Source organism: Methylovorus sp. MM2 (assembly GCF_001648895.1).
Lineage (GTDB): Bacteria > Pseudomonadota > Gammaproteobacteria > Burkholderiales > Methylophilaceae > MM1.
The window spans coordinates 397,802-410,595 of the sequence record NZ_LXUF01000011.1 but is presented as its reverse complement, the minus strand read 5'-3'; the positions used below and the strand labels follow the sequence as shown (position 1 = coordinate 410,595).

Genomic DNA, 12,794 nt, shown 5'->3' with positions numbered 1-12,794 from the left:
CTATCTAGCCATGATTCCCGCTATTAATATTCAACAGGTCCATAAAAGTTTTGGTGCATTGCATGCGCTAAACGGTGTCGACCTGACGATTGAGCAAGGTGAGTTCTTTGGCTTGCTTGGCCCTAATGGCGCTGGAAAGTCCACGCTAATCAATATTTTGGCAGGGTTGTTACGCCCTACAAATGGCAATATATCGGTCATGGGTTATGACGTAGTAGATCAATATCGCCAAGCGCGTCAATTGTTAGGCGTAGTGCCACAAGAGTTGGTGTTCGATCCATTCTTTAATGTGCGTGAGATGCTACGTTTTCAGGCGGGTTACTTTGGCCGTGGCCGCGAGAATGATGCATGGGTCGATGAGGTGATTGAAGCCTTAGGCTTAACTGATAAAGCGCATACCAATATGCGTCGTTTATCTGGCGGCATGAAGCGACGTGCGTTGATCGCACAGGCGCTGGCACATAAACCCCCCGTCATCGTGCTCGATGAACCAACAGCTGGTGTTGATGTTGAGCTGCGGCAAACAATGTGGGAATTCATAAAGCGCCTCAATCGCGAGGGGCATACCATTATCCTGACAACGCATTATCTTGAAGAAGCTGAAATACTCTGTACGCGTGTCGGCATGATGAAGCAAGGTAAGATCGTCGCACTTGATAGTACTAGTAATCTGCTGAAGCGGTTGCCAAGTAAAAGTTTGCGTGTGACGCTTGGGCAAGTCGAATTGCCGACATCGTTAAAATCTATCCTGAAATCTCAAGATAATGATGCTTATATATTCCTGCTGAGTGATATTGCCCAAGTGGAGTGGATACTGGGTGAACTGCGTAGCGCTAACATTCCGGTGGTCGATATGCAATTGCTGGAAGCGGACCTTGAAGACGTGTTTGTCGATCTGGTGGGGCGATAATGCAAGCGGATAATACGCAATTATTCAAATTTCGCGGGCCGTGGACGCTGTTCAAAAAAGAGATCATCCGTTTTTGGCGTGTAAGCTTTCAGACAGTCGCTGCACCTGTGATGACCGCGTTGTTGTATTTGCTGGTTTTTTCACATGTATTAGATAAACGTGTAGAGGTCTATCCCGGAGTCAGCTATACCGCGTTTTTGATTCCAGGACTCATCATGATGTCGTTATTGCAGAACGCTTTTGCCAATAGCTCATCTAGCCTGATACAAGCAAAAGTGATGGGTAATATTATTTTTGTATTATTGACGCCGCTTACCTATCTTGAACTGTTTGTCGCATTTCTTGCGGCATCGATTATTCGCGGGCTAGTGGTTGGCTTGGGTATTTACCTGGTTGCCATTATCTTTATCGATCTACCATTAGCGCATCCGATATTCATATTGGCATTTGCGATACTTGGCAGTGCATTGTTAGGCGCGTTCGGTATCATCGCTGGTATATGGGCAGATAAGTTCGACCAGATGGCGGCGTTTCAGAACTTTATCATCATGCCGCTTTCATTCTTGTCTGGCGTTTTTTACTCGATACATTCATTGCCATCATTCTGGCAAACGGTTTCGCACCTGAATCCTTTCTTTTACATGATTGATGGGTTCCGCTATGGGTTCTTTGGCGTGGGAGATATTTCCCCTTGGATCAGCCTTAGCGTTATCATTGCAAGTTTTCTGGCTTTGTCAGGTTTGACATTAGCGATGCTTAAATCCGGCTATAAGCTTAGGGGGTAAACTTGGTCAGTGCTAACGATGTAAAAGATTACATAAGCCAAGGCTTAGCTTGTGATTATGTGCAGGTGTTGGGCGATGACGGCCAGCATTTTGAGGCCGTGATTGTCAGTCCAATGTTTGCTGGTAGAAATATGGTACAGCAGCACCAATTAGTTTATCAGGCACTAGGGGATCGCATGCGGCAGGAGATTCACGCACTGTCGATGCGTACATTTACCCCTGAAGCTTGGGCTAAGGCCAATATCTGATAAAAATCAGAAGCTGCTAATTTTTCAAAAAAATAAATTGGAGATATTCAGATGGATACACAAGCGTTAATTAAGAGTCAAGTGACATCAAATCTTGTCATTCTTTATATGAAGGGTAGCCCGAAATTCCCGCAGTGTGGTTTTTCAGGTTTGGCTATCCAGATTCTGCAAGCTTGTGGCGTGAAGGATCTGGTGACGGTGGACGTACTGGCTGATCCTGCGATTCGTGAAGGCATCAAGATTTATGCGAATTGGCCAACAACGCCTCAGCTTTATATCAACGGCGAATTTATTGGCGGGTCAGACATTATGAAAGACTTGTACCAACAAGGCGAATTGCAGAAATTGTTAGCTGAGGCTGGCGTTTAATTGGATAAACTCGTTATAGAAGGTGGCTTTCCCTTAAACGGTGAAGTGCAGATATCCGGTGCCAAAAATGCCGCACTGCCGATTCTCTGTGCAGCATTGCTAGCAGAAACACCCTTGGTGTTGAGCAGTGTCCCCCAGCTACGTGATGTAGGTACGACATTTAAATTGCTTGAGCACATGGGCGTGCAAGTCACACAGCATGGCGCCAATCAGGTCACTTTGGATGCTGGCAATATCACTTCGCATGAAGCACCCTATGAAATGGTGAAAACCATGCGCGCATCAATTCTGGTCTTGGGGCCATTGTTGGCACGGTTCGGCCATGCGCGCGTCTCTTTGCCGGGCGGCTGTGCTATCGGTTCACGCCCGGTTGACTTGCATATCAAAGGCTTGCAAGCGATGGGTGCCGAGATACATATTGAGCACGGATACATCGAAGCGAGTACTGCGCATTTGCCGAATAAGCGTTTGCAAGGCGCACGTATTTTCATGGATATCGTCACTGTCACTGGTACAGAAAACCTCATGATGGCAGCTGCACTTGCTGAGGGTACAACTGTGCTTGAAAATTCAGCACGTGAGCCTGAAGTGGTCGATATGGCGGAGTGCCTCACCAAGATGGGTGCGCGAATCGAAGGCGCAGGTACCGATGTGATTACCGTACATGGCGTTGAGCGCCTGCATGGCGCTGAGCATAGCGTGGTCTGTGACCGTATCGAGGCAGGTACCTATCTCGTTGCCGCTGCGATGACGGGTGGCAATATCAAACTGAATAACGCGCGCGCTGACCTGCTGGATGCAGTAATCGATAAATTACGCGAAGCGGGTGCGGAGATCGAGCATGATGCGAATAGCATTAGTATCAAGAGCAATGGCAAACTTAAAGCGGTGAATGTTCGTACTGCGCCACATCCTGCATTCCCTACCGATATGCAGGCACAATTCATGGCGTTGAATACTATTGCTACTGGCGCGGCGAGCGTGATTGAAACGATTTTCGAGAATCGCTTTATGCATGTGCAGGAAATGCAGCGATTAGGCGCTCAAATCGAGGTGGAAGGTAACACCGCAATTGTCCGTGGTGTTGATTATCTTGATGGTGCCATCGTGATGGCGACTGACTTGCGGGCTTCTGCAAGTCTTGTGTTGGCTGGGCTTGTTGCACGCGGTGAAACCACCATAGAGCGTATCTATCATCTGGATCGCGGGTATGAACATCTGGAAGAGAAGTTGACCGCCCTAGGCGCTAAAGTTAAGCGTATTCATTAAAGTCCGCTTAAATAAAAATCGTCTTCGCGTTATTATCTGTTTATTAACGCAATTTTGATAATAAGAAACTACACACTAAATGATTACCATCGCCTTATCCAAAGGCCGGATATTTGAAGAGACAGTACCCCTACTGGCAGCGGCGGGGATTACTGCGCTCGAAGACCCTGAGGCTTCCCGCAAACTTATCTTACCTACAAATAGACCAGATGTTCGCCTAATCATCGTCCGCGCAACTGATGTGCCGACCTATGTGCAATATGGTGCAGCCGATTTAGGTATCGCCGGTAAAGATGTGCTGAACGAACATGGGGGCGCAGGCTTATACCAGCCGCTTGATTTAAAGATCGCGCGTTGCAAGATGATGGTGGCTGTGCGTGAGGATTTCGATTACTTCGGTTCCATACGCCGTGGTGCACGATTGAAAGTCGTGACTAAATACGTACAGACGGCGCGTGAGCATTTTGCTAATAAAGGCATGCATGTAGACTTGATCAAACTCTACGGCTCTATGGAGCTTGGCCCATTGGTGGGGCTGGCCGATGCGATTGTCGATCTGGTCAGCACGGGCGGTACGCTACGTGCAAATAATTTAAAAGCTGTAGAAGAGGTTGGCGACATTAGCTCGCGTTTAGTCGTTAATCAGGCATCGCTCAAGCTTAAGCGTGATTTGTTACAGCCGATCATGGATAGTTTTGCCAAGGCTGTGGCAGCGAATGAAGATAAATAGGTTGTTATGATGGATATCAGAAGATTTTCTACGATAGATAGTGATTTCGATAGCAAGCTGAAACAGTTGCTGGCTTTTGAAACAGCGCAGGATGATGAGGTCGATCTAGTAGTTGCCGATATTCTGCGCAATGTCAGGCAGCGCGGTGATGCGGCAGTACTTGAATATACGCAAAAATTTGATCGCTTAAGTGTTAACAGCTTAAATGAGCTTGAGATTCCTAAGGCTGAGCTTCAGGCAGCACTAGATGGTTTACCAGCCGATAGACGGGATGCATTGCAGCATGCTGCTGAACGTGTACGTATCTATCACGAGAAGCAATTGATGTCTTCTTGGACATACACTGAAGATGACGGCACATTGCTGGGTCAGCAAGTGACTTCGCTTGATCGTGTTGGTTTATATGTGCCGGGCGGTAAAGCCGCTTACCCGTCTTCTGTCCTCATGAATGCCATCCCTGCCAAAGTTGCTGGCGTGCAGGAACTGATCATGGTGGTACCGACACCGAATGGTGAAAAGAATCAGCTCGTTCTCGCCGCTGCAGCAGTGTGTGGTGTGGATCGCGTATTCTGTATCGGTGGCGCGCAGGCTGTTGGGGCGTTGGCTTATGGCACGCAGACCGTGCCTCAGGTTGATAAGATCGTGGGCCCTGGTAATGCTTATGTGGCGGCGGCTAAGCGTCGCGTGTTCGGTGTTGTCGGCATCGATATGGTCGCCGGGCCTTCTGAGATCCTTGTGATCTGCGATGGTAAGACCAATCCTGATTGGGTTGCCATGGATCTGTTCTCACAAGCTGAGCATGATGAACTTGCGCAGGCTATTCTGCTTTCACCCGATGCGGCGTTTCTGGATAAAGTGGCCGCAAGCATCGACCGGTTGGTTGAAGAGATGCCGCGTAAAGACATTATTCGTACTTCATTGCAAGACCGCGGCGCGTTGATTCAGGTAAAAGACCTTGATGAAGCCGCCCGTATCGCTAATTATATTGCGCCAGAACACTTAGAGCTTTCGGTCGATGATCCCTTGGCATTTAGCAAGAAGATCAAACACGCAGGTGCTATCTTCATGGGGCGCGATACCTGCGAAGCGATTGGCGATTACTGTGCGGGACCTAATCACGTATTACCAACCTCGCGCACCGCACGCTTCTCTTCCCCATTGGGCGTTTATGACTTCCAGAAGCGTTCTAGCCTGATTATGGTATCGGCAGAAGGGGCGCAAAAGTTAGGTAAGGTTGCAGCTACGTTGGCATATGGGGAAGGTCTGCAAGCGCATGCACGTTCTGCTGAGTATCGGCTGAAAAAATGAGCAAGTTCTGGAGCGCCGTAGTGCACGGGCTCACTCCTTATATCCCGGGAGAGCAGCCTAAGCTAAACAATCTGATCAAGCTCAATACCAATGAAAATCCTTATGGTCCTAGCCCTAAGGTGATCGGGGCATTGCAGGCTGAGGCAGCAGATACACTACGACTATATCCTGACCCTAATTCAGATCAGCTAAAGGCTGCGATTGCTGATTTTTATGAGGTAGAGCCTGTACAAGTATTTGTCGGTAATGGGTCGGATGAAGTGCTCGCCCATGTATTCCAAGCCTTACTCAAGCATGAGCAACCTTTGCTTTTCCCGGATATCACGTACAGTTTTTATCCTGTGTATTGCGGTCTTTATGGGATTGAATATAAAACTATCCCGCTAAATGATGCTTTCGAGATAGTCGTTGAAGATTATAAGCAGCCTAATGGCGGGATCGTTTTTCCGAATCCCAATGCGCCAACTGGTCGACTCCTGTCTTTAGCGGAGATTGAGCGGTTACTCAAAGCCAATACAGAATCTGTAGTAGTGATTGATGAAGCGTATATCGATTTCGGTGGGGAATCAGCCATTAGTCTAGTTGATCGTTATCCGCAATTGCTCGTCACGCATACTTTATCGAAAGCGCGCTCTCTGGCAGGCCTCAGGGTCGGTTACGCAATCGGTCATATTGACTTGATCGATGCACTAAATCGCGTTAAAGATAGTTTCAATTCTTACCCGCTTGATCGTTTTGCCATCGCAGGTGCGGTAGCTGCAGTCAATGACAAGGCTTATTTTGAAGAGACTCGTCATAAAGTGATAGCAACTCGCGGAAACTTAGTGAGCCGATTAGAATCATTAGGGTTCGAAATATTGCCTTCAGGCGCTAACTTTATCTTTGCCAAACATGCAGTGCGCGATGGCGCTGAACTGACTGCCAAATTGCGCGAACGTAGTATTATCGTGCGGCATTTCAAGAATCCTGCACGTGTCGTGCCTTATATGCGGATTACTATCGGTACAGATGCGCAATGTGATGCACTTGTGGATGCTTTAAAAGATATACTAGCTTAGCTGTAATGAAACACATCATCGTGAAATTTTGATGAAAATAGTAAGAAAATCTTGCGATTGAACGGATAACTTCCCTTAAAATACAGAAAAAATGTATCATAGTGCGGTTATTCATTAGACACCTGACCTATATTGTTATTAAGTGGAGGAAGTATCGTGGCAAAACCATTAGTTCAAATGGCACTAGATTCATTAGATTTCGACGCAACTGTAGCACTTGCTACTACTGTTGCTCCACACGTAGACATCCTTGAAATCGGTACACCATGCATCAAGCATAACGGTATCGAATTGCTCAAGGTTCTTCGTGCAAAATTCCCAAACAACAAGATCCTTGTTGACTTGAAGACAGCAGATGCTGGTTACTACGAAGCTGAGCCATTCTTCAAGGCTGGTGCTGACATCGTGACAGTACTTGGTATCTCTGACATCGGCACTATCAAAGGTGTAGTTGATGTTGCTAACAAGTACGGTAAAGAAGCACAAGTTGACTTGATCAACGTACCTAACAAAGCTGAAGTTGTTAAAGCTGTAGCTGCTGTTGGCGCGCACATCATTGGTGTGCACACTGGTCTTGACCAGCAAGCTGCTGGTCAAACACCTTTCACTGATTTGGCTTTGGTTGCGGGCCTGAACACTGGCTTGAAGATCTCTGTTGCTGGTGGCGTTAAAGCTGCTACAGTGAAACAAGTAGTTGATGCTGGTGCAACAATCGTTGTTGCTGGTGCTGCTATCTACGGTGCTGCTGATCCTGCTGCTGCTGCTGCAGAAATCAGCTCAATCGCTAAAGGCGGTAGCTGCGGTGGTCTGTTCGGTTGGGTGAAAAAGCTTTTTAGCTAAACACTCGATATAGCCGTAAAATAAGGCCGCTGCAAAACAGACTAAAGTCGGGGTTTTGCAGCGGTTTTAATTTTTAAGCGTGAATTTGTATTTAGAGGCAATATAGAAATGCGTATCGCAGAAGTTAATCGTAATACATTAGAGACACAGATTAGTGTGAGCATTAATCTTGATGGTACTGGTGTATCCAAATTTTCAACAGGTCTGGGTTTCCTTGACCACATGCTGGATCAGATCGCCCGCCATGGGATGATGGATATCAGTGTTGAAGCTAAAGGCGATTTACACATTGATGCGCATCACACAGTTGAAGATATCGGGATCACCTTAGGCCAGGCTTTTGCCAAGGCGATCGGCGATAAAAAAGGGATTCGTCGTTATGGGCACGCTTATGTGCCGCTAGACGAGGCTTTGTCACGCGTCGTGCTGGATATATCCGGACGTCCGGGGCTTGAATTCAATGTGAAGTTTACACGTGCGCAGATCGGCGAGTTCGATGTAGACTTGGTACATGAGTTCTTTCAAGGTTTTGCGAACCATGCCTTGGTCACCCTGCATATTGATAATTTAAAGGGTGTGAATGCACACCATCAAGCTGAAACTGTTTTCAAGGCATTCGGCCGTGCATTGCGCATGGCATTAGAGGCTGATGCTCGTATGGCAGGTATCATGCCATCTACTAAAGGTTCTTTATAGTCACTTTGTAGCAAACAAAAACAAAATGATTGATATTGCAGTAGTTGATTATGGCATGGGCAACCTACGCTCTGTGTCGAAAGCCTTGGAGCATGTGGCTCCTGATAAACATGTGCTGGTGACCAGCGATCCGCAAGAGATCGCTGCTGCTGGCCGTGTCGTTTTTCCTGGGCAAGGCGCGATGCCTGATTGTGTCAGGGAATTGGATGCGCGTGGCTTACGAGATGCTGTTAAGTCTGCTGCTGCCAATAAACCTTTCTTGGGCATATGTATCGGCTTACAGTTGCTTTTCGAGCATAGCGAAGAAGGTAATGCAGCTGGTTTAGGCATACTTGATGGTAACGTCAAGCGTTTTGCAGCACAGGATATGCACGATAGCGGTGGGCGTAAACTTAAGGTGCCCCACATGGGCTGGAACCAAGTTTACCAAACGAAAGCACACCCACTTTGGCGTGGCATTGAAGATGGTGCCAGGTTCTATTACGTGCACAGTTATTATGTTGCCCCGCAAGACGGCACTTTGATTTCAGCGGTCAGTGAATATCCTGAACGCTTCACTAGTTGCGTCGCGCGCGATAATATATTCGCTGTACAATTTCACCCGGAAAAAAGCCAGCATGCTGGCTTGCAACTTTTATCCAATTTCGTCCAGTGGGACGGTCGTCCTTAATTATTCTTTATAAAATATTATGCTGATTATTCCTGCTATCGACCTTAAAGACGGTCACTGTGTTCGTTTAAAACAAGGTCTGATGGAAGATGCTACGGTCTTCTCCGAAGATCCGGGGGCCATGGCCCGTCATTGGGTGGATCAGGGCGGTAAACGTCTGCACTTGGTTGACCTGAACGGTGCTTTTGCCGGTAAGCCGGTTAATGAGGCTGCGATCAAAGCGATTGTAGAAGCTGTCGGTGGTGAGATACCTATCCAGTTGGGTGGCGGTATCCGCGATCTTGAGACCATAGAGCGCTACCTCGATAATGGCATCGATTATGTGATTATCGGCACTGCTGCGGTCAAGAATCCAGGGTTTCTGCACGAAGCATGTTACGCCTTCCCCGGTCAGATCATTGTCGGTTTGGATGCGAAAGACGGTAAGGTCGCCGTTGACGGTTGGTCAAAGTTGACAGGTCATGATGTGATCGACCTTGCCAAGAAGTTTGAAGATTACGGTGTGGAGGCTGTGGTCTATACGGATATCGGCCGTGATGGCATGCTGAGTGGCGTGAATATTGAGGCCACAGTGGCTTTGGCGCAGGCGTTGAAGATTCCTGTGATCGCCAGTGGCGGCATCACTAATCTTGATGATGTGCGCAATCTGTGTGCGGTTGAAGACGAAGGTATCATGGGCGCAATCACTGGCCGTGCCATCTACGAAGGCACACTTGATTTTGCCGCAGCGCAAAAGCTGGCAGATGAGTTGAATGGCTGATGCCCCTCGCTAAACGCATCATTCCCTGCTTGGATGTGACTGATGGCCGTGTGGTCAAGGGTGTCAATTTCCTTGAGCTACGGGATGCCGGTGACCCAGTTGAGATTGCTCGTCGCTACGATGAGCAGGGTGCAGATGAACTTACTTTTCTTGATATCACGGCGAGTTCTGATAACCGTGGTCTTATCCTGAATATTATCGAGCGTGTTGCTTCTCAGGTATTTATTCCGTTGACTGTTGGCGGCGGTGTGCGCGAAGTTGACGATGTGCGTCGCTTGTTGAATGCTGGGGCTGACAAAGTCAGCATCAATACCTCAGCCGTGCTTAACCCGCAATTGGTGGCAGATGCCTCTGGTCGTTTCGGGTCTCAATGCATCGTAGTTGCTATCGATGCCAAACAGGTCGATGACCATTGGGAAGTCTTTACCCATGGCGGGCGCAAGGCAACAGGCTTAGATGCTGTCGAGTGGGCAAAGAAGATGGTTGCTTTAGGGGCAGGTGAGCTACTAGTTACGAGTATGGATCGCGATGGCACGAAGATCGGTTTTAATCTTCCGTTGAATCGTGCGATCAGCGATGCGGTCGATGTGCCGATCATTGCCTCAGGCGGTGTTGGTAACTTGATGCATCTGGTCGAAGGCGTACAAGAGGGCGGTGCTGATGCTGTGCTTGCCGCAAGCATCTTTCACTATGGCGAATTCACCGTGCGTGAAGCCAAAGAATACATGCAACAACATGGTATTGAGGTGCGATTATGAGCGACTGGCTAGATAAGGTAAGCTGGACTGCCGATGGTCTGGTGCCCGTGATCGCGCAGGAGTTCGGTACCAATGAGGTACTAATGTTCGCGTGGATGAATCGTGATGCCTTAAAGCTAACGGTTGATACCGGAGAGGCTGTTTATTGGTCGCGCTCGCGTAATAAACTCTGGCACAAAGGTGAAGAGTCAGGTCATGTTCAAAAGGTGCACGAGATTCGTCTGGATTGCGATGAGGATGTCGTATTGCTTACGGTAGAACAAGTTGGCGGTATTGCATGTCATACTGGTCGTCATGATTGCTTCTTCCAGAAGCTTGAAAATGAGGCATGGGTGATTGATCAACCCGTCATCAAAGACCCCAAGGAAATCTATCATGAGTGATGTGCTTAATCGTTTGGCCGATTTACTCGAAGAGCGTAAGAGTGCCGACCCACAATCATCTTATGTCGCAAAGCTATATGCCAAGGGTGTTGATAGCATTCTAAAAAAAATCGGTGAAGAAGCCGCTGAAACCATTATTGCTGCTAAAGACGGTGATGCTGAGAAGATCATCTACGAGACAGCAGATCTTTGGTTCCATAGCCTGATTATGTTGGCTAATGCCGGCTTGCATCCACAAGATGTGCTGGATGAGCTAGCCAGACGTGAAGGTTTATCCGGATTAGTTGAAAAAGCACAACGTAAGGATTAACGATGAGTGCAGATTGCATTTTTTGTAAGATCATCAAGGGTGATATTCCATCCAAGAAGATCTATGAAGATGATGAAGTCATTGCCTTTAATGATATTCACCCATTGGCTCCTGTACACTTTTTGGTAATCCCTAAAGAGCATATCGAAAGTCTGGCGAGCTGTGAGCCTCGGCATCAAGCATTATTGGGCAAGATGCTATTGCTAGCCCCAAAGCTGGCGAAGGAGCAGGGCTTGAAAGGTTTTCGCAGCATGATCAATACTGGTGTTGAAGGTGGGCAGGAAGTTTTTCACATCCATGTACACGCATTTGGCGGCGGTGATACGTTGCCAAAGACTTAGTGCATAAAACGTAAGGAGAGCAGACATGGGTTCATTTAGTATCTGGCATTGGTTGATCGTATTGTTAGTTGTGGTGTTGATATTCGGCACTAAAAAACTACGTAACATCGGCAGCGATGTAGGTGGAGCAGTCAAAAGCTTCAAAGATGCCGTAAAAGAGGATAGTAAAACCTCAAAGTTGGATGATGTATCTTCCAGCACTACGGTTGAAGGTGAAGTCACGCAAAAAACCAAGCAGTAATCTATCGTGTTCGATATCGCATTTTCCGAGTTAGTCGTTATCGCGGTGGTTGCGCTAGTCGTCATCGGCCCGGAAAAATTGCCCAAAGTTGCTCGTACAGTAGGCTTGCTAGTTGGGCGTCTTCAGCGATACGTTTCAACGGTCAAAGCGGATATCGATCGCGAGCTGCGTGTAGCGGAATTGAATCAGCTAAGGCAGGATATCAAAGAAAATGCGCAAACGATTCATTCCGGTATCAGTAAATCAACGTCCGCTGTCATAGGCGAGGTCAAAGAGATAGAGCAGACCATCAGTAGCCCTGCGCCTGCTAAAGCCACGAATGAAGATCTTACTTCGTCAGAGCCAAATGGCGACTCCTCTCCTAAATGAGCAATTCTGATACTTTCATTTCGCACCTGATTGAACTGCGTATGCGGTTGCTGCGTGCCATTATCGGCCTCGTTGTCGTGTTTATCGTACTTTTCCCTTTTGCCAATCATCTCTACACATTATTGGCGCAACCACTCTTAAGTAAGCTACCTGAGGGAGGGCATATGATTGCTACGGCAGTCACAACGCCATTCTTTGTGCCGATGAAGGTCGCCATGCTAGCGGCATTTGTGATCTCATTGCCGCATACGCTTTATCAGGCGTGGTCGTTTATCGCCCCTGGCTTATACGCGCATGAGCGTCGATTCATGGCGCCGCTGGTTTTTGCCAGCACCTTGCTTTTCTTTCTTGGGATGGCTTTCGCCTATTACGCGGTCTTTCCCGTGATATTCGGTTTTTTGGCTGGCAGTGCGCCAGCAGGCGTCTCGGTGATGACCGATATTGGTAGTTACTTGGATTTCGTCAGCACATTGTTCATGGCATTCGGGTTTGCATTTGAGGTGCCAGTGGCGGTCGTATTGCTAGTGCATTTCGGTATGGTGAACATAAAAACGCTAAAAGAGATTCGCGGGTACGTCATCGTCGGCGCTTTTGTCGTCGGTGCGATATTCACACCACCGGATATCATTTCCCAATTCATGCTCGCCGTCCCTTTATGGCTGCTATATGAGGCGGGGATATTCACAGCCCGCTTTATCTCACCGCGTGTAGAAGAGCGAATTCAACCTTAAAATTGATTGTATTGAAAG

General features: G+C 47.7%; 19 protein-coding genes. All 19 read left to right on the top strand.

What is annotated here, in order from left to right:
* The first annotated feature begins 10 nt into the window (after positions 1–10).
* The 19 genes from A7981_RS09750 (at position 11) to tatC (ending at position 12,776) form a co-directional block, all read left to right on the top strand.
* The gene (locus A7981_RS09750; RefSeq protein ID WP_067267508.1) at positions 11–910 is read left to right on the top strand and encodes an ABC transporter ATP-binding protein; all 900 of its coding nucleotides are present in this window, start codon (positions 11–13) and stop codon (positions 908–910) included.
* Positions 910–1,695, top strand: coding sequence for an ABC transporter permease (locus A7981_RS09745; protein ID WP_067267506.1), 786 nt, complete (start codon positions 910–912; stop codon positions 1,693–1,695). Before A7981_RS09750 ends, A7981_RS09745 begins: the two co-directional genes overlap by 1 nt.
* Before the next feature lie 2 nt (positions 1,696–1,697).
* Complete coding sequence (locus A7981_RS09740) at positions 1,698–1,943, top strand: BolA family protein (RefSeq protein ID WP_067267505.1); 246 nt, start codon at positions 1,698–1,700, stop codon at positions 1,941–1,943.
* A 51-nt stretch (positions 1,944–1,994) separates the two neighbouring features.
* Positions 1,995–2,312 (top strand): Grx4 family monothiol glutaredoxin, encoded by a 318-nt coding sequence (grxD, locus tag A7981_RS09735; protein WP_067267504.1) that lies wholly within the window; start codon positions 1,995–1,997, stop codon positions 2,310–2,312.
* The gene (gene murA / locus A7981_RS09730; protein WP_067267502.1) at positions 2,313–3,581 is read left to right on the top strand and encodes a UDP-N-acetylglucosamine 1-carboxyvinyltransferase; all 1,269 of its coding nucleotides are present in this window, start codon (positions 2,313–2,315) and stop codon (positions 3,579–3,581) included.
* Positions 3,582–3,660: 79 nt separating this feature from the next.
* Positions 3,661–4,311 carry an ATP phosphoribosyltransferase gene (gene hisG, locus A7981_RS09725; protein WP_067267501.1) on the top strand — a complete coding sequence of 217 codons (651 nt, stop codon included), beginning with the start codon at positions 3,661–3,663 and terminating at the stop codon, positions 4,309–4,311.
* A 9-nt stretch (positions 4,312–4,320) separates the two neighbouring features.
* A complete protein-coding gene (gene hisD, locus A7981_RS09720; protein ID WP_067267499.1) occupies positions 4,321–5,619 on the top strand; it encodes a histidinol dehydrogenase in 1,299 nt (432 codons plus the stop codon).
* Entirely contained in the window at positions 5,616–6,677 is a 1,062-nt protein-coding gene (gene hisC, locus A7981_RS09715; protein ID WP_067267497.1) for a histidinol-phosphate transaminase, read from the top strand. Before hisD ends, hisC begins: the two co-directional genes overlap by 4 nt.
* 177 nt (positions 6,678–6,854) lie before the next feature.
* Positions 6,855–7,517 (top strand): 3-hexulose-6-phosphate synthase, encoded by a 663-nt coding sequence (hxlA, locus tag A7981_RS09710; RefSeq protein WP_067267496.1) that lies wholly within the window; start codon positions 6,855–6,857, stop codon positions 7,515–7,517.
* A 108-nt stretch (positions 7,518–7,625) separates the two neighbouring features.
* Positions 7,626–8,213, top strand: a complete 588-nt coding sequence (gene hisB / locus A7981_RS09705) for an imidazoleglycerol-phosphate dehydratase HisB (protein ID WP_067267494.1) — start codon at positions 7,626–7,628, stop codon at positions 8,211–8,213.
* Between the two features lie 25 nt (positions 8,214–8,238).
* Entirely contained in the window at positions 8,239–8,883 is a 645-nt protein-coding gene (hisH, locus tag A7981_RS09700) for an imidazole glycerol phosphate synthase subunit HisH (protein ID WP_067267492.1), read from the top strand.
* 19 nt (positions 8,884–8,902) lie between these two features.
* On the top strand, positions 8,903–9,643 hold the full coding sequence (hisA, locus tag A7981_RS09695; protein WP_067267490.1) for a 1-(5-phosphoribosyl)-5-[(5-phosphoribosylamino)methylideneamino]imidazole-4-carboxamide isomerase: 741 nt from the start codon (positions 8,903–8,905) through the stop codon (positions 9,641–9,643).
* Positions 9,643–10,401 (top strand): imidazole glycerol phosphate synthase subunit HisF, encoded by a 759-nt coding sequence (gene hisF / locus A7981_RS09690; protein ID WP_067267485.1) that lies wholly within the window; start codon positions 9,643–9,645, stop codon positions 10,399–10,401. The genes hisA and hisF overlap by 1 nt, the downstream gene beginning before the upstream one ends.
* Positions 10,398–10,784 carry a phosphoribosyl-AMP cyclohydrolase gene (gene hisI / locus A7981_RS09685; protein WP_067267480.1) on the top strand — a complete coding sequence of 129 codons (387 nt, stop codon included), beginning with the start codon at positions 10,398–10,400 and terminating at the stop codon, positions 10,782–10,784. The genes hisF and hisI overlap by 4 nt, the downstream gene beginning before the upstream one ends.
* A complete protein-coding gene (locus tag A7981_RS09680) occupies positions 10,777–11,094 on the top strand; it encodes a phosphoribosyl-ATP diphosphatase (protein ID WP_067267479.1) in 318 nt (105 codons plus the stop codon). Before hisI ends, A7981_RS09680 begins: the two co-directional genes overlap by 8 nt.
* Before the next feature lie 2 nt (positions 11,095–11,096).
* Complete coding sequence (locus A7981_RS09675; RefSeq protein ID WP_067267476.1) at positions 11,097–11,435, top strand: histidine triad nucleotide-binding protein; 339 nt, start codon at positions 11,097–11,099, stop codon at positions 11,433–11,435.
* Positions 11,436–11,460: 25 nt separating this feature from the next.
* Complete coding sequence (tatA, locus tag A7981_RS09670; RefSeq protein WP_067267474.1) at positions 11,461–11,676, top strand: Sec-independent protein translocase subunit TatA; 216 nt, start codon at positions 11,461–11,463, stop codon at positions 11,674–11,676.
* Between the two features lie 6 nt (positions 11,677–11,682).
* Positions 11,683–12,045, top strand: coding sequence for a Sec-independent protein translocase protein TatB (gene tatB / locus A7981_RS09665; protein WP_067267473.1), 363 nt, complete (start codon positions 11,683–11,685; stop codon positions 12,043–12,045).
* Positions 12,042–12,776: a twin-arginine translocase subunit TatC gene (gene tatC, locus A7981_RS09660; protein ID WP_067267470.1), complete on the top strand. Its 735-nt coding sequence runs from the start codon at positions 12,042–12,044 to the stop codon at positions 12,774–12,776. The genes tatB and tatC overlap by 4 nt, the downstream gene beginning before the upstream one ends.
* Positions 12,777–12,794: the final 18 nt, after the last annotated feature.